The sequence below is a fragment of the Desulfovibrio intestinivivus genome (genome assembly GCF_053570665.1).
In genome coordinates, this window is sequence record NZ_JBRBQT010000001.1 from 2,907,945 (window position 1) to 2,927,261 (window position 19,317).

Annotated in this window: 14 protein-coding genes and 1 other RNA gene; 13 read left to right on the plus strand and 2 right to left on the minus strand. The window is 58.3% G+C overall.

Going from position 1 to position 19,317, the window contains the following annotated elements; genetic code table 11:
• The first annotated feature begins 82 nt into the window (after window positions 1-82).
• From ACUZ9P_RS12430 to ACUZ9P_RS12490, 13 genes are all read left to right on the plus strand, one after another.
• The gene (locus ACUZ9P_RS12430) at window positions 83-874 is read left to right on the plus strand and encodes a Nif3-like dinuclear metal center hexameric protein (RefSeq protein WP_449249949.1); all 792 of its coding nucleotides are present in this window, start codon (window positions 83-85) and stop codon (window positions 872-874) included.
• A gap of 19 nt (window positions 875-893) precedes the next feature.
• Complete coding sequence (locus tag ACUZ9P_RS12435; protein ID WP_298994231.1) at window positions 894-1,670, plus strand: zinc ribbon domain-containing protein; 777 nt, start codon at window positions 894-896, stop codon at window positions 1,668-1,670.
• Between the two features lie 59 nt (window positions 1,671-1,729).
• Window positions 1,730-2,092, plus strand: an RNA gene (rnpB, locus tag ACUZ9P_RS12440) — RNase P RNA component class A.
• A gap of 17 nt (window positions 2,093-2,109) precedes the next feature.
• Window positions 2,110-3,321 (plus strand): 2-C-methyl-D-erythritol 4-phosphate cytidylyltransferase, encoded by a 1,212-nt coding sequence (gene ispD, locus ACUZ9P_RS12445; RefSeq protein WP_298994233.1) that lies wholly within the window; start codon window positions 2,110-2,112, stop codon window positions 3,319-3,321.
• A gap of 48 nt (window positions 3,322-3,369) precedes the next feature.
• Window positions 3,370-5,133, plus strand: a complete 1,764-nt coding sequence (locus ACUZ9P_RS12450) for a long-chain-fatty-acid--CoA ligase (RefSeq protein WP_449249950.1) — start codon at window positions 3,370-3,372, stop codon at window positions 5,131-5,133.
• Window positions 5,133-5,615, plus strand: coding sequence for a D-aminoacyl-tRNA deacylase (gene dtd / locus ACUZ9P_RS12455; protein ID WP_298994236.1), 483 nt, complete (start codon window positions 5,133-5,135; stop codon window positions 5,613-5,615). Before ACUZ9P_RS12450 ends, dtd begins: the two co-directional genes overlap by 1 nt.
• Window positions 5,616-5,648: 33 nt before the next feature.
• Window positions 5,649-6,002 carry an STAS domain-containing protein gene (locus ACUZ9P_RS12460; RefSeq protein ID WP_298994238.1) on the plus strand — a complete coding sequence of 118 codons (354 nt, stop codon included), beginning with the start codon at window positions 5,649-5,651 and terminating at the stop codon, window positions 6,000-6,002.
• A gap of 41 nt (window positions 6,003-6,043) precedes the next feature.
• A complete protein-coding gene (locus ACUZ9P_RS12465; RefSeq protein ID WP_449249951.1) occupies window positions 6,044-7,177 on the plus strand; it encodes a FapA family protein in 1,134 nt (377 codons plus the stop codon).
• The gene (locus ACUZ9P_RS12470; RefSeq protein ID WP_449249952.1) at window positions 7,174-8,964 is read left to right on the plus strand and encodes a CgeB family protein; all 1,791 of its coding nucleotides are present in this window, start codon (window positions 7,174-7,176) and stop codon (window positions 8,962-8,964) included. The genes ACUZ9P_RS12465 and ACUZ9P_RS12470 overlap by 4 nt, the downstream gene beginning before the upstream one ends.
• Window positions 8,954-10,369: a glycosyltransferase family 9 protein gene (locus ACUZ9P_RS12475; RefSeq protein WP_449249953.1), complete on the plus strand. Its 1,416-nt coding sequence runs from the start codon at window positions 8,954-8,956 to the stop codon at window positions 10,367-10,369. The genes ACUZ9P_RS12470 and ACUZ9P_RS12475 overlap by 11 nt, the downstream gene beginning before the upstream one ends.
• 123 nt (window positions 10,370-10,492) lie before the next feature.
• Entirely contained in the window at window positions 10,493-12,523 is a 2,031-nt protein-coding gene (locus tag ACUZ9P_RS12480; protein WP_449249954.1) for a flagellar hook-length control protein FliK, read from the plus strand.
• A gap of 24 nt (window positions 12,524-12,547) precedes the next feature.
• The gene (locus ACUZ9P_RS12485) at window positions 12,548-13,300 is read left to right on the plus strand and encodes a flagellar hook assembly protein FlgD (protein WP_449249955.1); all 753 of its coding nucleotides are present in this window, start codon (window positions 12,548-12,550) and stop codon (window positions 13,298-13,300) included.
• 99 nt (window positions 13,301-13,399) lie between these two features.
• On the plus strand, window positions 13,400-15,880 hold the full coding sequence (locus ACUZ9P_RS12490) for a flagellar hook-basal body complex protein (RefSeq protein ID WP_449249956.1): 2,481 nt from the start codon (window positions 13,400-13,402) through the stop codon (window positions 15,878-15,880).
• Between the two features lie 189 nt (window positions 15,881-16,069).
• On the opposite strand, the gene ACUZ9P_RS12495 is transcribed toward ACUZ9P_RS12490, so the two are convergent.
• Both ACUZ9P_RS12495 and ACUZ9P_RS12500 read right to left on the minus strand, forming a co-directional pair.
• Window positions 16,070-17,095, minus strand: coding sequence for a hypothetical protein (locus ACUZ9P_RS12495; RefSeq protein WP_449249957.1), 1,026 nt, complete (start codon window positions 17,093-17,095; stop codon window positions 16,070-16,072).
• 13 nt (window positions 17,096-17,108) lie between these two features.
• Window positions 17,109-19,298 carry an HD domain-containing phosphohydrolase gene (locus ACUZ9P_RS12500; protein WP_449249958.1) on the minus strand — a complete coding sequence of 730 codons (2,190 nt, stop codon included), beginning with the start codon at window positions 19,296-19,298 and terminating at the stop codon, window positions 17,109-17,111.
• Between the last annotated feature and the right edge of the window lie 19 nt (window positions 19,299-19,317).

Below are 19,317 nucleotides of genomic sequence, written 5' to 3' on the forward strand. Positions count from 1 at the left end.
GCACATTTTTTTACGCCGTATTCAACGAGGCGCTTTCTCTGCACCAGCAAGAAAGTGCCTTTTTTTATGGTGGGTGATATCCATGCAACCTATTGAAATTATTAAGGCGATAGAAGAAATTGCACCTCTGGCTGCTGCCGCTGGATGGGACGTTTCGGGCCAACAGGTGGCGGCGCACAGGCAGGATGTTGCCAGGCTTGCCGTCTGCCTCGACCCAACGCCCGCATCCGTGCGTACAGCGCTGGAAAAGGGTGCGCAATTTGTGCTCAGCCATCACCCGCTGCTGCTCAAAGCCGTGCTGCCCAACAGGCTTGACGACTACCACGAGGTGCTGCGCCTGCTTTTTCAGGCTGATGTGCCGCTGTACGCGGCCCATACCTCGCTGGATGTCAACGCTTACGGCCCGGCAGGCTGGCTGGCCCGTGCGCTTGAGCTGCGCAATCTTGCGGTACTGGAGCCTGTGGCCCCGGCTGTGGGCGAGGATCTGCCGCTGGGCTTCGGCCTTGCGGGCGATCTGCCAATGCCCATGACCGTGGCGCAGATTGCAGGCATCATTGCCCGCAACGCCCCCCTTGCCACAGCCACAGTGAGTGGGCCGGAGCCGCAAACAATTACCCGCGTGGCCTACTGCACGGGTTCGGGTTCATCGCTGCTCGGCGCGGCGCAAGCTGCCGATGCGCAGCTTTTCATAACCGGTGATGTCAAATACCACACGGCGCTTGCCGCGGAAATCTGCCTTCTGGATGTGGGCCACCACAGCCTTGAGGAAGAAATGATGCTGCGCATGAGCCGGTTGCTGCAACAGCGCCTGCCAGAGACGGAAGTGTTTTTTGTTCCTTCCGCCTCGCCCTTCCGCCCTGTTGCCCTGTCATGATTTTATCAGGAGGACTCTCATGAGCAATGCCGTATATTTTGACCAGATCAAGCAGCTTGTTGAGTTGCAGAAGGTCGATGACGCCATCCACGCCGTCAAGCAGGACCTGAGCAGCGCCCCGAGCGAGCTTGTTTCCCTTGAGCAGCGTTTTGCCGCCATCGAAACCCAGCGCAACTACATTCTGGACAAGCTTTCGCACCTTCAGGATCAGCAAAAGCGCCTCTCGCTCGAGATTGATGACGACTCCGCGCGCATCAAAAAGAGCAAGAACAAGCTCATGGCAGTTGGCAATCAGCGTGAATACCACGCCATGATGCGCGAAATGGACAGCATGGAAAAGGTCAACCGTTCCCGTGAAGAAGAAAAAATGACCCTTCTTGAGGAACTGCAATACCAGAACGACGCGCTGGCCGAAATCGACCTGACCTACACCGCCATCAAGGCCGAGCTTGAAGTAAAGCGCGATGGCCTTGAAGAAAAGCTGCAAAAGGGCAACGCCGCCCTTGAAGGCCTGAACGGAAAGCGCACTTCAGCCAGTAAGAATATTCCCCAGCCCGTGTTCATGCGCTATGAATTCATCCGCAGGCGTCTTGAGCATCCCGTCATCGTTGCCGTGAAAGAAGGCATCTGCTCCGGTTGCCACATTGCCGTGCCGCCGCAGTCTTTCATTGAATTGCAGCGCGGTCAGCAGATTCTGAGCTGCCCCAACTGCCAGCGCCTCATTTTCTGGTGCGAGCACTTCTCTATTGAAGAAGCCCCGCAGTGCGCCCAGAAGCCGGTGACCCTTACCGACTAAAAATCACCTTCCGGCGCGGCCTGTTCCGCAAGCCGCGCCGGAAACAAGATCAACAAGTGGGAGTCGGACAGACCGTCGCTGCGGGCCGCAAGGCCCGGGGAGGAAAGTCCGGGCTCCACAGGGCAGAACGCTGGGTAACACCCAGGAGGGGCGACCCTCGGACAGCGCCACAGAAAGCAAACCGCCCCGCCTCGCGGCGGGGTAAGGGTGAAACGGTGGGGTAAGAGCCCACCAGATGCCGCGGTGACGCGGCATGCTCGGCATACCCCGTTTGGAGCAAGACCAAATAGGGAAGGTGGTCGGCCCGACCATTGCCTTCCGGGTAGGTTGCTTGAGGGCGCAGGTAACTGCGCTCCTAGAGGAATGACGGTCTGGTGCGGGCAACCGCATGACAGAACCCGGCTTATCGTCCGACTCCCACTTGTTAACAAGGTATGTAATGTCAGAAAGTTCCGGCACATCATCTGTTGCGGCAAAGCCCTGGGCGCTCATACTGGCTGCCGGGCAGGGTACGCGCATGGCCGATGCCGCTGGCGGCACGGCAAAACAGTTTTTGCCCTGGCAGGGCGTGCCGCTTTTCTGGCATGCCGCCCGCGCCATGAGCCGCAGCGCCTGTGTGGCCGGAATTGTCTTTGTTTTTCCTCCCAGCCAGCTTACGGAAGCCAGCGAACTTTTGGCAGACCTGCACAGACACGATGATCTTGGGCTGCCCTGGGTTACGGCCTGCGGCGGGCCTTTGCGACAGGATTCCGTACGCCTTGGCCTGGCCGCCCTGCCCCTGCGCCCCGCCAGCGTGCTTGTGCACGATGCAGCCCGTCCCTTTCTTTCCCCGGCGCTTGTACGCCGCGTGTGTGAGGCGCTTGCTGAGGGCGCTGCTGGCGTTATCCCCGCCATATCAGTTACCGACACCATCAAGACGGTGGAAAATGGCCGCGTAACGGCCACCCTGCCGCGTGACGGGCTTGCGGCTGTGCAGACCCCGCAGGGCTTTCAGCTTGAAGCGCTGCTCTCGGCCCACGCCCACGCGGTTGAGGCGGGGCTTGCCGTAACCGACGATGCGTCGCTTCTGGAGGCCCTCGGCCTTGAAGTGCGTGTCATACAAGGCGAGGCTGCCAACGTGAAGATTACCCGTCCTGAAGATCTTGACCTGCTGCAAGACGAAAATCCCCTTCCTTCCATCCGCACGGGCATGGGCTACGATGTTCACCGTTACGGTCAGGGCCGCCCCATGCGCCTTGGCGGCGTGAGCATTCCCAACGCGCCCGAAGTACTGGCCCACTCTGACGGCGATGTGCTTCTGCATGCCCTGTCCGACGCTCTGCTCGGCTGCGCCTGCCTTGGCGACATTGGTCAGCACTTTTCAGACAAGGATCCCCGTTTTGACGGCATTTCATCCGCCATTCTGCTGCATCAGGTCTTGGACATGGTGCGCGAGGCGGGCTGTACGCCCTGTCACGTGGATATGACCATAGTGGCGCAGGTTCCCAAACTCGCGCCCTACCGGGAAGAAATCAGAAAGAACGTCGCTCGGCTCATGGGGTTGCCCGCATCATGCGTGAACCTCAAGGCTACCACAGAGGAACATCTGGGCTTTACCGGGCGTTCCGAAGGTATCAAGGCATATGCAGTTGTGACCGCGCGGGGGCGCTGATTAGCTCCGCCTCCCCTGCCATAACGATTCGACACCATAAGGAAGGACATGAACACAGAACTCAGCAGGCCCTGGTTTGCCCACTATGACTCCTTCGTTCCGCGCACTTCCGAGGTGTGGAACAAGCCGCTCTATGCCTTGCTGGATGAGGCCGCAGACAAATATCCCAATCGACTGGCCGTCATTTTCCAGAATACGCGCATCACCTACAAGCAGTTGCGCGAGCAGGCGGAGCGTTTTGCAGGCGCGCTGCGCCGCATCGGCGTTAAGACAGGGCACCGCGTTGCCCTGATGATGCCCAACATGCCGCAGACCGTGGTGGCCTTCTGGGGCATCATCAAGGCCGGGGGCGTGGTGGTCATGACCAACCCCCTGTATATGGAAAAGGAAATCATGGCCAACATGCAGGATTCGGGCGCAGAACACATGGTGCTGCTCGATCTGCTCTGGCCCCGCGTTTCCGCCCTGCGCGACCGCCTGCCCCTGAAAAACTTCATTGTTACCGGCGCTGCGGATGCGCTTTCTTTCCCGCTCAACTGGCTCTATCGCCTCAAAAAGAGCCGCAGCGTCAAGGAACCCGTGCCCTACGACGGCAAAAACGTTCATGAGTGGAAACACTTCTGCAAGGGCGCGGAGCGTTATTCCGCTCCCATTGCCGACCCGCTGCGCGACCCCATCATGTTGCAATATACCGGCGGCACAACGGGCCTGCCCAAGGGCGTTACCCTGACGCACAGCAACGTGGGCACCAACTGCCGTCAGGTGCTGGACATCATCCACGTCAAGGCGGAGGACAAGCACACCTTCATTTCCCTGCTGCCCTTCTTCCACGTGTACGGCCTCACCACAGGCCTGATTATTCCCATCGCCCTCGCGGCCACCACCCTGCCCCTGCCGCGCTATGTGCCGCAGGATGTGCTGCGCCTTATTGCCAAGTACAAACCCACGGTCTTTCCCGGTGCGCCCTCGGTCTATATTTCGCTGCTGCAACAGAAGAATCTGGCGGAGTTTGACCTGCGCAGCATCAAAATCTGCGTTTCAGGCTCCGCGCCGCTGCCGCGCGAAATATTCCGCAAATTTCAGGAAACCACCGGCGCCGCCATTCTGGAGGGCTACGGCCTTACAGAAGCCTCGCCCATTACCCATTGCAATCCGCTTGGTCAGGAAGGGCAACGCCCCAATTCCATCGGCATGCCTGTACCTGGCACTGATGCCCGCATTGTGGATATGGAAGGCGGCTCCCTCACCCTGCCCCCCGGCAAAATGGGCGAGCTGATCGTGCAGGGGCCGCAGGTTATGCACGGCTACTGGCGCAAGCCTGACGAAAGCGCCAGCGCCCTGCGCAACGGCTGGCTGTATACGGGCGACCTTGCCACCATGGATGAAGACGGTTATTTTTATATTGTTGACCGTAAAAAAGACATGGTCATTGTGGGCGGATACAACGTGTACCCCCGCGAAGTGGACGAAGTGTTGCTGGAACACCCCAAGGTGCTTGAAGCCGTCACTGTCGGCATTACCGACGAGATGCGCGGCGAGATACTCAAGGCCTTTGTGGTGCGCCGCCCTGACGAAGAACTGACCAAGGCTGACGTCATCGCCTGGTGCCGCCAGAAGCTGGCTGGCTACAAGGTGCCGCGCCTTGTGGAATTTCGCGAGGAACTGCCCAAAACCATTGTGGGCAAGGTTCTGCGACGTGCTCTGCGCGAAGAAGAAGAGCAAAAAATGGCCAAAAGAAAGAACCGGCGCGCCGCAGCCGCTGCCAGTGCTCCTGCCGCCAACGGCGAGGATGACCAAGTGGGCCATGCCTGATGCGGATTGTCGCGCAAAGGGTTAAAGAAGCTTCTGTTAGTGTTGATGGCCGTCTTGTGGCGGCCATCAACACTGGCATCATGGCCCTTGTTGCCTTTGGGCAGGAGGATGGGCCAGAATTTCGCTCCTCACCGGCTTTTACGGGCATGGCCCGCAAGCTTGTGGGGCTGCGCATCTTTCCCGGCACAGGAGAGTATGCCCATAAGTTCCACCTTTCATTGGATGAAATCGGTGGTCAGATATTATTGGTGCCGCAGTTCACCCTGTACGCCGATTGCCACAAGGGCCGCAGGCCTTCCTTTACTGATGCAGGCGACCCCGCCTGGGCCAAAGACATGTTTACGGATTTCGTTCAAATGGTTGACGAAACTTGCGCCGTCAGCGTATCGTCAGGCATCTTCGGAGCGGACATGGATGTGCGCCTGTGCAACTGGGGGCCTGTAACCATATCTCTGGACTCTGCCAACCTGTTTTCCCGTTGAAGCGACCTGTTGCCTTACGGAGGAAATACAGCCATGTTTGAGCTGAAGGCGGAATCGCACACCAACGTCACGGTATTGCGTTTTTCTGGCAATCTTCTGCTGCCCGATGTGGCCGAGTTCAGCAAACAGCTTGAAGCGCATCTGCTGGCGCCTAATATTCGCCAGGTGGTGCTTGATCTGAGCCACGTTGAAAAAGTGGATACTTCCGGGCTGGGAGTGCTGGTAAGCGCCAGCACAAAGGGCCGGGGGCGGGGGCGCAGGCTTGTACTGCTGATGCCCGCGCCACATGTGGCCGAATTGCTGCGCAAAGCCGAGATCGAGGGATTTTTCCCCACATTCGAGAGCGAAGATGAACTGAAAGGCTATATTCCCGATACTGCTGAGTAACAATATCACGGGGTTTTGCCCTTCAGCCCGACGGATGGTGCATGGTGCAATACTATCTGAGGCATTACTTCAATCCCGATTTCGATTATCTCAATCTCAAGCCGGGTGGAGATAATGGAAAGTCCGATGTATACAGTCTGGGCTACGTCCAGAATGTCATCGCCGGGCAGGTGCTTGCTGAGCTTGTACCTCTGGACGCCGCCGGGCCCAAGGTTGACCAGCGCTTCATACTTGAAAATGAAGCCTTCCCCATGGGTGGCAACACCCGCGTAGATCCGCGCTATCCCAACTATCTGCTTGCCGCCGCCAAGGGCTATGTTTTTTACCTTAACGGCAAAATTACCGTAAAGACCCTGCTCAACGTGCGTCAGGACGTGAGCTTTCAGACCGGCAACATCTTTTTTGTGGGCGATATGGCCGTGCACGGTTCCGTGCGCGCCGGATTTTCCGTTCAGGGCAACAACGTACGCATCATGGGCATGGTTGAAGGCGGCGTTGTGCGAGCCCGCCGTGATCTCATGATTGATGGCGGGGTGCGGGGCGGCGCTGGCAAACACAGCAAGGTTGATGCCGGCGACAAGCTCATGACTCCCTTTCTGGAAAGCGTGGACGCCCGCGCGCGCGGCAACATGGTTATTGAAAAAACCTGCCTGTACAGCACAGTATACGCCGGCAGCAACATGGTTGTGCGCGACAAGCTCTACGGCGGCACAACCAATGCCTACGGCAGCGTTTATGTTGGCGGCCAGCTAGGCAACAAGGCGGCTCTGAGCACCAAGGTTTATCTGGGGTACGACCCCTTGAGCATCCGCCAACTTGAAAAAATCGATAAGATTATCGCACAGTTGTCGCAAACAATTACCCACCTCAATGCCATCGCCGGGCATCTGCCGCCGGAAACCAACGATGCGTCCCGCAAGCTGCAAGCCCTGCGGCTACAACGCAGGCAACTCATCAACAGGCGCGACGAACTGTGGGGCAGACTGGCTCAGGACGAAAACTACATGCAGAACTGCCGTCTGCTCTGCCAGGGCACCGTATACCCCGGTGTGGAAATCTCCATCGGACGCGCGTTTATGGTTGTTGAACAGGTATACAAGTGCACGCTGTTCCGCCTGGTGGACAACGAAATCATTGCGGAACCCATGCAGCCCTCGCAGATGAGTCCCAAATGATGAAGCAGACTGAAACGCCGCATTTTTTGGCGGTGTATTCCGAGCATTCCGCACATCAGGGCCAGAACGCACAACAATCCGGGATACCAGACGATATTGAAGTCAGGCTGGGCGAGCGTGTTTTTCACATGCTGCGCCCCGGCGGAGCTGAGCGTGAAACCGCAGTTGTATCCGGGCAGATGCAGGAATTACAGCGCGATTGCCTGCCGGTTCTGCTTGGCTGTGGCCTTGGGCACGCACTGCGCCAGGTGTTGAAGCGCCTTGACGGGCCTGTGGCCGTGGTGGAAAAGGAAACCGGGCTTCAGGCCATCACAGGAGTGCTGCAAAGCCTGCCGCCTGATCAACGTGAGCGCATTACGCTTATCACCAGCCCGCGCCCTCAGGATGCCCTTACAGAGCTGACCCACTGGCAGATGCTCCACGGCGGCCTGCGTCTGCTGCCTCTGGCCCTGCCCTTTTATCTGCGCCTTGACCGCGATTATTATGGTTCCCTGCAAAAAGATCTGCTCGCCAGCGCCAGGTTTGACTTCTGGAGCCGCGCAGCAGGGCCGCGCTTTGCCGATGCAAGCCCCCGCGTACTGCTGCTGACCAGCAAATATTTCCTCATGGGTGAAATCGAGGGCGCATGCCGCAAGCTTGGCATTGAATACAAGCTGGTTGTCATCGGCGATGAAGCCGTGGCCCGCGCGGATTTTGTGCAGCAGCTGCTGGAAGCCGTGATTGCTTTCAGGCCAGACTGCTGCATTACGCTCAACCATATGGGCGTGGACGTAGAGGGCGTGCTTATGGACCTGCTGGCCCGTTTGCAGTTGCCTCTGGCCTCGTGGTTTGTGGATAATCCCCACCTCATCATCCATCTGTACTCTCGTTGCGTCAGCCCCTGGACGACCTTGTTCACCTGGGATTCTGACAATATTTCATCCCTGCGCGCGGCGGGTTTTGAGCATGTGTTCTACCTGCCTCTGGGCACAGACCCGGATCGATTTCACCCCTCCAAGGGAGCATCCGCACCAGCCGCATGGAAGGCAGACATCTCCTTCGTGGGCAATTCCATGGTCTACAAGGTTGGCGGCAGGCTGAAAAACGGGCATTTTCCCCGCCCGCTGCTGCTCTCCTTTTACGCCGTGGCCCAGGAGTTCATGGACAGCCACCACCGCTCGGTTGCTGATTTTCTGCGCGACTGCCAGCCAGAAGCCTATGCTCACTATCAGGCCCTGCCGGACAACGAAGCCAAGCTGGCCTATGAAACCGCCGTCACCTGGCAGGCCACCCGTCTGTACCGCAACGGTTGCGTGCGGCGTCTGCTGCCACTGCGCCCGCTTATTGTGGGCGATGCAGGCTGGCAGAAGGTGGAATTTCGCCACGAGCCCTTGCAGCCCCGCTATCTGGACGCCCTGAGCTATTATACGGAACTGCCCCTCTTTTACGGGCACTCGGCCATTAACTTCAACTGCACCAGCAAGCAGATGAAGGGCGCGGTCAACCAGAGGGTATTTGACGTGCCCGCCGCAGGCAGTTTTGTGCTTACCGACTGGCGCGAGCAGATGGAGCAGCTTTTTGAGCCGCACGAAATCGTCTGCTACCATGAGCCGGATGAAGCCCCTGAACTGGCGCGCCACTACCTCGCCCGTCCAACAGAGCGCCGCCGCATTACGCAGGCGGCCCGGCAGCGTGTGCTTGCCTGCCACACATGGCAACACAGGCTGCAGACCATGCTGGAACGCATGCGCGAGGTTTACGGCACACCTGCGCCCGTCAGGCCGTCCGGGGCTGATAATGGCTGCTGATCCAATTCTGGTGCTGCAACTGCACCGCATGGGTGACCTGATCCTCACCTTTCCCCTGCTTATCCGCCTGCGCCAGCTTTGGCCCCACAATCCCCTGTGGGTTGTGGCAGAACCGGCTTTTTTTCAGCAGCTCATGCCCCTGGCGCCGGATGCCGTGTTTTTTCCCCCTTCGCACTGCCAGGAGCTTGCCCGCCAAACATATGCGGCGGCAATTAATCTGAGCAGCAGTCCGGTCGCGGCCCAGCTTATGGCGCGGCTTGAGTCTCCCCTCAAGCTTGGGCCTGTGGCCGACAGCGATGGATTACGCGTTCAGGGCTTCTGGCAATTGTACCGCGCGGCCCTGACGCAGAATAACCACGCCAATGCCTTTCACTGGGCCGACCTGCACCTGCTGGATATTTCCCCCACTCCCAACCTTGCCGTTGTGGGGCATTCGCGCCCCAAACCAGCGGGAACGCGCCGCGTTGGTTTGGTGCTTGGGGCCAGCGAGGCAGCCAAAAGGCCGGATGCGGCCTTCTGGGCGCGACTTGCCATGCGCCTCGCGGCAGCAGATCTGGCCCCGGTTTTTCTGGGCGGCAAGGCCGAGCAGGAACTGGGCGACGAAGTGGCGCGCCGTTCCGGCCTTGCGCAGGCAAACCTGTGCGGCAAGCTTGACCTGCGCGAAGTTGCGGCCCTCATGGGCACGCTTGATTTGTGTATAACGCCAGATACCGGCCCCATGCACCTTGCCGATTACATTGGCGTACCTGTGCTCAATCTCTCTATGGGGCCGGTACACGCCCGCGAAACAGGCCCATCCGCACCTGGTCAGTGGGTCCTGCGCGCCGCCATGAGCTGCGTGGGCTGCTGGCAATGCAGGCGCAGCCGTCTTTTTTGCAAGCAGGCGTTCATACCCGCTTCTGTAGCCCAGCTTGCGCTGCAGATTCATCAGGAGCTTGCTACCGGCAAGCCCTTCTGCAAGGCCCCAGGCAATGGCCTTACGCTTTACCGAACCGGGCGTGACGCTCTTGGGCTGCACACCTTGAAACCTTACCCTGAGCCATGCGGCAATTCCTGTCGCCCCCAGCTCGAAGACGTATGGCAGGCTGCCTTTCTTTTTCTGTATGATCCAGGCCAACAAACCATGCTGCGCCAACGGCTGACACGCCTCCACGCGGAACATCCCGCGCTTGCTGAGCGTCTTGCGGCCCGTCTTGCCCACCTTTGCGCTCTGTGCAGCGATCATCTGAAACAGCGCACTCCCCTGCCCGATGATTTCTGGCGTGCTCAGCCCGGCATGATACGGCTGTTCACCGGACATCTGCACATGTTTTTGCAAAATGAAGGTTTCAACGAGCAGGGCTGGCGCACAGCAGTGCACAGGCTTGCCGCTCTGGCTCCGCTTTTTGCCAACCCATCCTCCTAGCGCACTCCCGATTCGGCAAGTATTGCCCTTTTCCCGCAATTCTCATTTATTTAAAGCATTGAATTAATTACACTAATAATTTTGGAACACTCCTTGTATAGCTCAGCACGCAAGGAGTGAACCATGCAGATTATTCCCACAAGCGTAAGCACTAACGAAACGCTTTGGAACGTTGCCACTAACAACCGCCCCAATGACGAGCGGACGTCTTCCTTTATGGACGCCCTCAACTCCAGTCTGAAGGCCGTTGAAGAGGCTGACGTATCTGCCGATGTTTTTGAGGGCAAGTCAGAATCCAAGCCCAGCACTCCTTTTACGCCCACCGCCAGAGCTGCCGCGCAGGTGCAAAGCCCTTATTCGCGCAACACCAGCAACGGCGTCACCTACACGCTGAACGAAGTCTGTTTTACCAAGCAGGAAGTGCAGGACATGCACAGCAAGCTTATCAAGGCTGGCGCTACGCCTGAAAGCCTTGCCAAGCTTGCGGCTCTGGCGGAAATGCCCGACGGCGCAACCCTCGCGCAGATAACGGCCAGCGTTAAGGGCGGCGGAGACATCCCTGTTCTCACTGATGAGGACAAGGCCAACATCACCTCGCTGCTTAAAAAGATCGACCCAACCGGCGTTCTGGATACCAATGTTCAGGCCATGATGTTGCAGGGCAACACGCAGCAGGCATTCAACACCATATCGGCCTTTGTGAGCAAGCTTGACCCGGCGGGCAGCCTTGAAGTGAGCCAGGGTGAGGCCATTTCGCTCGGGCGCGGCCTTGGGCTTGGCACTGCCAACCTGCAAACCCTGGCCAACAGCTTTGGTAACAGCGCCTCCGTCACCTGCCTGAACGAACAGTTCGGCACGCTCATGGCCCCGGTGACAGACTTTTTCACCACGCAGGCCGCTGCGCAAAAAACGCTTGATACTGCCCTCAAAACCACGTTGCAGCCCATTATCAGCAAGGCGCGGGCCCGCACGGAAAAAGAGAAGCAGGCCAGTTCGCTGCGCGACCGCACGGTGCAACAGAGCAAGGCTCTCATAGACAAGACCGTTCAGAAAAAAAGCAGCAATATTCTTGGTGAAACCCTTGAAGCAGGCCAGAAGGCCGAGCCGGGCGATATCAAGGTCGCTGCGCAGAGCGAAGCCATCGGCAAGGATGCGACCGCCACAAAGCATGAGGGGGATCGCACCACAGCCGAAAACAAGGCCACAGTGACCCAGCGCATGCCCGCAGAAAGAACTGCCGACAACACAGCCGCGAAGCAGCCAAACACGCAGGCGGCGCAGCAGTCTGGGTCGCAGGCAGCTTCCCGCGCAAATTCGCAGGCAGACGTGCAAACGGGTAAAACAGCTGCGCAAAACAATGTGCTGCCATCTTCGCAATCGGACAAAACTCCCGCAGCCAACCAGATTCACGCGCAGTCTGCCACTCAGCAGGCCGCCGTTCTGGACGACAAGGGTCAGAAGAATGCTGACAGCAATTCCGGACAGAGCGAATCTGACAAGGATCAAAAGGGCAAGTCTGCGTGGGGCGATCTGCTGGGCAAGGTAGACACGCAATCCGCTGCTGTTGCAGCGCGCGGCTCCACACCCGCCTACGCGGCAGCGCAGGCCATGCAAGCTGCCCATACAGCCCAAAACACAACTGACGTGCAGGTTCCCTCAGCCGTTGCCCCCATCGGGCGGCAGGTGGCGCAGCAGGTTGAACAGGGCATGCTTTCAACCGTCAAGGGCGGCGGCACCCGGCTTGACCTGCAACTTAACCCGCAGGAGCTGGGATCCATCACGGTTTCCCTTTCGGTTCGCAATGGCGAAGTCAGCGCGGTAATCCGCTCTGAAAAGTCGGAAACCAACGACATGATCAGCCGTCAGGTCGATGCAATCCGCATGAATCTTGAGCAGCAGGGCCTCAAGGTCGATAAGCTGGAAGTACGGCAGGAAACGCGGCAAGAGCAGAGCAGCGCCTCCTGGCAGGACTTCAGCCAGCACAATTCCCGGCAGGAAGAAGATGCCCGCAGGGAAGAACTTTCCCGGCTGAAGAATCTTGCAACAGTCCGAAATTCCAGCTTAAATATGGACATTTCAACTTTGGAACAGCCTGTGCATTCTCTTGGCAACACGGCAAGATATACCACCAGCAACCTCAACGTGGTTGCCTGAACCGGGCCGTGAGGAGAATGAAGTATGGCCAGCAGCGTATCATCAGCAATCACCCAGGCTAACAACGAGTTCAATGCCGTTGTTGGCAAGCAGAAAGGTGGCGCGAACCTCGACAAGAACGCCTTTATGCTGCTTCTGGTGACGCAGTTCAAGTATCAGGATCCGCTGAACCCTATGGACGACAAGGAATTTGTCTCCCAGATGGCGCAGTTCTCCAGCCTTGAACAGCTCATCAACCTGAATACCAGCATGGGTTCGCTGACTGACGCGTCCAACAACCAGCAGATGATCAACGCCACATCCTACATCGGCAAGGAAGTGACCGTTACCGGCAACAGTATCGGCAAGACTACGGACGCGACCACAAAGACGACGTCCATCACCAAGTTCCGCTACGCGCCCAACGATGCCGTAGCCAGCGGCACCATCACGGTGCGCGATGCCGACAACAACGTCATCTACACTGAAACTGTGGATCCCAAGGCTGCCGGAACCACCTACGACTTCAACTGGAACGGCAAAAACGGCAACGGAACCGTTGCCCCGGATGGCGTGTACACTGTCAATCTGGCCCTGCTCAACACCGCTGGAGAGGCTGTTATTGCCGACCAGGTGGTGGACGCAAAGGTTACGGGCGTGGTCAACAACAAGGGTGTTGTGTATCTGGGGCTTGATGGCGGCCAGTTGATGGAGCTTTCAAAGGTGCGGCAGGTTACAGAGCCGACCACCAGCAGCACAAAGACGTCTGGTACCTCGGGTTCTTCGGGTTCTTCCTGATCATCTGGCGGTTAAACAGAATAGTTAACATTGCGGGCAGGCAGCCAAACTGCACTACCCGGAAAAAATATCCCCCTATCCCAAGACACGGAGGAAGATATGAGTCTCTCATCCAGCATGTGGGCAAGCGTTTCCGGCCTTATGGCGCACGGGAACAAAATGAACATCGTCGGCAACAACATCGCCAACGTCAGTACCCTGGCTTACAAGGGTCAGCGCGCGGACTTCAGCGACTATCTCTACACCGACGGCGGCAGCGTCAGCGGCACCACCCAGATTGGTCAGGGCGTCAGCACCTACGCGGTGCTTGGCGACTACTCGCAGGGTTCTTTTGAATCCACCAACTCGGTGACAGACCTTGCCATTGACGGCAACGGATTTTTCCAGGTGCGCAAACAGAACAGCGACCAGATGTACTACAGCCGCGCCGGGGACTTTTATTTCAACAACAGTCGCGAACTGCAAAACCCCGAAGGCTATCTGCTGCAAGGCTGGAAAGTCGACAACAGCAAATCCCTGAGTTTTTACGGCGGCGCCACGAGCACAGGTTCCACAGCAACGACCAACTCTGCGTACAAGGGCACAGGCACGCCTGTGGACATCGTTCTGGACAGCTGGAACATTCCGCCCCAGCAGACGACCAACGTCAGCTTTACCATGGGTCTGACCAACAACGGCACGGGCGACAAAACCACCAGCAGCACCAGCCCCATGACCGCACTCTTTGACCTGTGGGACGCCAGAAGCACGCCGCCCATGGCAGATTCTGCCTATGCCACGCAGTCAAGCATCAAGGTGTATGACGAGGGCGGCTCCACCCACAACCTCACGGTCTACTATGACCAGGTTGACGCCTCCAAGACGGACACCAACGGCAAGACCGTCTACAGCATTGAAGGTCTGCCCGCTGGCTACACCATGTATGAATACATGGTGACCATTCCCCCGGCTGAAGACCAGCGCGGCTACGGCGGCCAGGGCTACAACGCCACTACCAACACATGGGGAACGGAGCCTACCAAATTTTATAACGACCCCGTCATGGGCACCAACAAGCAGGCCGGCGTACTCATGAGCGGCGTCATGATTTTTGACGCCAGCGGCAAGCTCGTAAACCAGACCGCGTACTCCTACGGCGCTACGGAAACGCCCGCCGCCAACAGTCAGGTGGCGGTTGACCCTTCGCTCAAGAGTTCCTGGCAGCCCACCAAGACCTCCAGCAACGGTCTGCCCGTGTTTTCGGCCAACTTCACCGGGCAACCGCTTGCCAACAGCGTCAGCGAAACCATGACGCAGGGCACTACCACTGTCAGTCAGGTTGAAAAGCAGATCACAGAACTGGACTTTGGCCTGAAAGATATCGGCAACCCAGCGTGGAGCAACCCCATTGTCACCACTGTTCAAAAGAACAGCGCTGGTCAACCCATGGGCACCGTTGGCTGGCCTGCCCCCAATACTCCTGTAGCACTGGGAATGGATGCGTACGGCTACCACACTCTTACGACGCCTCCGCGATACGGCACCAAGGGCGCCAATGCTGTCTACGCAGACAGCAAGGGCTACTACTGGCATGACAGCACGGCCACGGGAGCTGTTCCTGCAGATGTTTACGGTACCCTCACAACTGGACTTGGCACCATTCCCGTTGGCAATAACAACGGTGTGTACTATGTTGGCGCGGGAACTGGCGCAAGTGCTGTTACTTACACCAACCTCACCAAAGACGAAACTACGGGCAATACATACGCTAGCGGCTCCGACAGCTACGGCAACTATTACCAGGCCACAGCCTGGCCGCCAGCGGCCGGCAATCCCAAGTACTACGGCTACTTTGATGACGGCGGTACAAAGCGGCGGGTATACCACGATGGCACCAATTACGCCTACGATGATGGTGGCGGCACGAAGCACACGCTTGCAGGCACCAATGCCTTTGTGGTCAACGTGGCCAAGGCCATCACGCCCGATACGTACACCCTGCCCGATGCAGGTACCCGGCCCGTCCCGACCATGGTAACCGGCAACAACACTCTGGGAAGCTTGACCACCGAGTCCAAGCAAACCAGCGTTTCGCCCAGCACTGGCGTGCCGGTCTACAAAAACGTGATCAACTACGGCAACATGGTGCCCACCATGACCTCTGTTCAGCGTGAAGACTCGGCCAGCGTGAGCAATACCACAACCTACACCGTGCAGAACAGAACACAGGACGGTTACGCCTCCGGCACACTGAGCAACGTAAAAATCGACAACAATGGTGTTGTCTACGGCGTGTATTCCAACAGCAAGACCCTGCCGCTGTACCAGATTGCGCTGTACGATTTCAAATGTACGCAGGGCTTATATCGCGAAGGCAGCAACCTTTATTCGCAGACAAATGAATCTGGCGAAGCCAACCTTGGCGTTGCGGGCGATAACGGCTTTGGCAGCACAAAGGCCTACAATATTGAACAGTCCAACGTGGACATGTCGCGCGAATTTGTGCAGATGATTTCTACACAGCGCGGCTTCCAGGCCAACTCAAAGACCATCACCACGGTGGACAACATGCTGGAAACCGTTATCGGTATGAAGCGGTAAAACAGAGATTGCAGTAGAAAGAGGGCCGGGGGGCCGCAAGGCCCTCCCAGCGTTGGGGATAGCGCTGCAAACCTTTCTTTCCCGTGTCGGGCGTCGGCCATTTGGTCGACGCCTTTTCGCGTTCCAGACAAACCTGCGCTTCAGCTTTAAAAAAACAGAAAGGGAAGGAATTTCACAAATGCGGAAAAACTATCGGCCTCTGTCGCTCACGCCGAGCGGCTTGTTGCCGATGGTGCCGCGCAGCCAATCGCAGTAATCGGGAAAGGTGGTCAGCAATATCTTGAGGGCATTTTCCTCTGCCAGAGCATATAACCGGGCGGTTACCTTGCCCGTGCCTACCCAATGCTTGAGGTGGCGGGAAAGATCGGCATGCCGGGCAGTCATGCCGCGCGCATGTACCCCCCGGAACCACTCCACGCCAGTATCAAGGCAGACAGGCCCACACTGCCTGAACGCGCCTGGCGGCAATATCGGGCCATGCGGCACGCACAGGGGCCGCGTTTTTTCCAGATCAAGCAGGCAGGCCCATTCATTGACGCGGCATTCCGGAAGGGGCCAGGGTTGGGCATCAAAAATGCCTGCAAAGGCACGGTCATACGGCCTTGCAAAAATGCCCCTCTGGTGCGCCAGAGCATAAAGCTGCTGCAATTGACTGTAAGTGGGCCGAAAATCCAGATACCCCTCAGGCCCACACGGTTCACAGCCCATAACCTCGCGTGTCAGCTCCGCCACACGAGCCGGGCAATTCCAGCATTGGCCAAGGTGGCCCACAGCCACGGCGTCCCCCATGAGGTCGCCCAAATAGCCAAGCACATCCTTGAGCACAACTATATCGTTGTGCATGAGAAACAGCCTGCGGCTCGTGCTGTGCTCAAAGGCATACTGGTAGCGGATGCTGTAGCGGTAGGCATTATCGGCAAAGCGCGCCGGGTCAGCGGCATTGAGATCAAGCCAGTAGTCTGGCTGAAAAACCCGCAATCTCTCCCCTATCTGGCTGCTCAGGTACTGCACCAGCGCATAGGGGCTGACGATATCATACTGCGAGCCATAAGGCTCAAACTGCAACCAGATAGTGCCAATATGCCTGCCGCTGTGCTTGATCAGCGACAGAACAGAGAGCGCTGTCTGATACGGCTTGGCGAAAATGTTTATCGCCACGTCTATCTTTTCAGAGCTGTCCGGTTGCATCGTCAGCTGTTGCACTGCGCCCGTCATACCGCCCTGCTCTCTATTCGGCTGCGGCAGGATTTGCAGGCGCTGCACCTGCGGAATTTTCCTGCTTATTTTGCCCGCCCTGCCCTTCCACAGCGGCAGATTCTGCGGCAGGAGCAGATTTTTTGCTGGCCGCATCGGCTGTGGCAATGGCCTGCTGCAAATCTGCCGCAGCAACATTGGCAAGAGCGCTGACAACCAGGCTGTCAAAGCCCTTGTCCTTCATGAGCAGGGCAACGGCTTCTTCGGGCTGCATGCCCGCTCGGTAGGAACGTGGGCTGACCATGGCGCAGAAAGCGTTGACCACTGCCAGAATGCGCGCATTGTGATTGATGGTCTCCCCGGCAAGATGCTGGGGCAGGCCCGTGCCGTCCATGCGCTCGCCCATCTGGAAGACGGCGTCCGGCACTGGCAGGTTGAACTGCATGTCGCGCAGGATGCCATAGGCATACTCCGGCGCGCGCATAACTTCCGCCTGTTCCTCGGGGGTGAGCTTGCCCTTCTTGGTGAGCAGCTCGCGCGGCACAAAGATTTTGCCCACCTGCGAAAGGCGGGCCGCAAGCCGCAGGGTTTCCCTGTCCTTGTCGGGCAGGCTCATGGCGCCGGAGAGCAGGTCTGCCACATGCTCCATCTTCATGGAGTGCCCAATGAGGTTCACGTCCACACTTTCAATGGCCCGCACAAGGGCGGCAATGCTGTTGGCCTGACGTTCACGCGCGGCCTCGGCACGGCGGCGGAATTCCGTAATATCCTGAAAAATGCCCACGCAGCCGCCCTTGCCTTCTTCCCCTGGATTATCGTGATCTTCAAAGGGAAACAGGGTCACGCGGAAAAGGCGCACATCCCCGGGTTGAGGAACAGAAATCTCGATGCTGCCTTCCTTGTCGCTGGCGCTCACCTGAGCCATGCCCTCCATGAGCCGAAGGGCGGCATCTTCCGGCAGGGCCTCGCCCACGGGGATTCCCTTGAGGGAATCCTCATCCTTGCCCGCCATCTGGCAAAAGGCCGGGTTGCACATCTGCAAGCGACCGTTTTTGTCCATGAGCATAAGCCCAGCCTGCAATGAGGCATTGACGCTGTCGAGCATGATCTTCTGCTGGCGGATAAGCGTGTACAGATGCTTGAAATGCTGGGCAGTGGCCCTGTGCGAGCGACTTACAAGCGAAGCCCAGATAAAGGCCAGCAAAAGCGCCGTGCCAAGACTGCCAAGAATGCCCAGACCGTATATCTGCTTTGCCTGGCTTTCCACCAGCGCATCAACCATGTCTGCCGGGGCCTCAATGGTCACAAGCCAGCCCAGACTGTTCATGTAACTGCCGAGGGAATAGGCCTCGCCGCCGCCCACAAGCCCCTGCCTACGCTTGAAACCAAGACCGTCAGCCAGAGCCACCTGCTGCACTGGCTCAAGCGCAGGTTTGCCATCGCGCAGCAGCACGGCCTCTGTGCCGCTGCCGCCAGCCTGCAAAATGCGCGGCAGCAGTCCGCCGTACTGATCCTGCCGCTGGGCAAGAAATGCAGTCAGCACCCTGTCCACAGGAAGAGTGGCAAAAAGCACGGCAACGGGAAGACTTTCTCCCCGCCCCAGCACTTCGTACATGGGATCGGCCAGATCAATAACCATTACATCGCCAAGGGCGCGCACAGGGCCAAAAACAACAGTTTTTCTGTCCACGGCGCGAGTCACAAGGCCCACCTGGGCCTCGCCAAGGGGCGCGTCCCCTTTGCTCGCCACAAAGGGGTTGCCCTTGGGCGAAACAATCCGTGCAGAAACCCAGTTTTTGCCGCGCGCAAAGTCGCGCAGCAAATCCTGCATATAGCCCATCTGCTCGGCAAGATTGCGCAACGATTCATCGCCGTTTTCCATGGCATCAGGCGCGGAAAGGCGCGCCTCGCCATCGGAGCCAAGGTTGCGCACATCCACGGCAAACAGGCGGAACATCTCCGCGCTGCTCACAAGCCGCGCCTGCTCAACAACGGTTGCATGCCACGCGCGGATGGATTCCAGCGATTTATCCACCCACGATTGCTGCATTTCACGCTGGTTATTCAGAATATCCTGCGTAACGTTCTTGAGCTGCAAGGTGCAGAGGCCGTAGGCCACAGCCGCCGCCACAGCAAAAAGCGACAGGCTGACAGCAGCTACGGCGGCTTTTTTCAGACGGTAGCGACCAGCAACGGACTGCTCATTAAGTTCCTGCGTTTTCATAGGCTTATCCTATAGTACA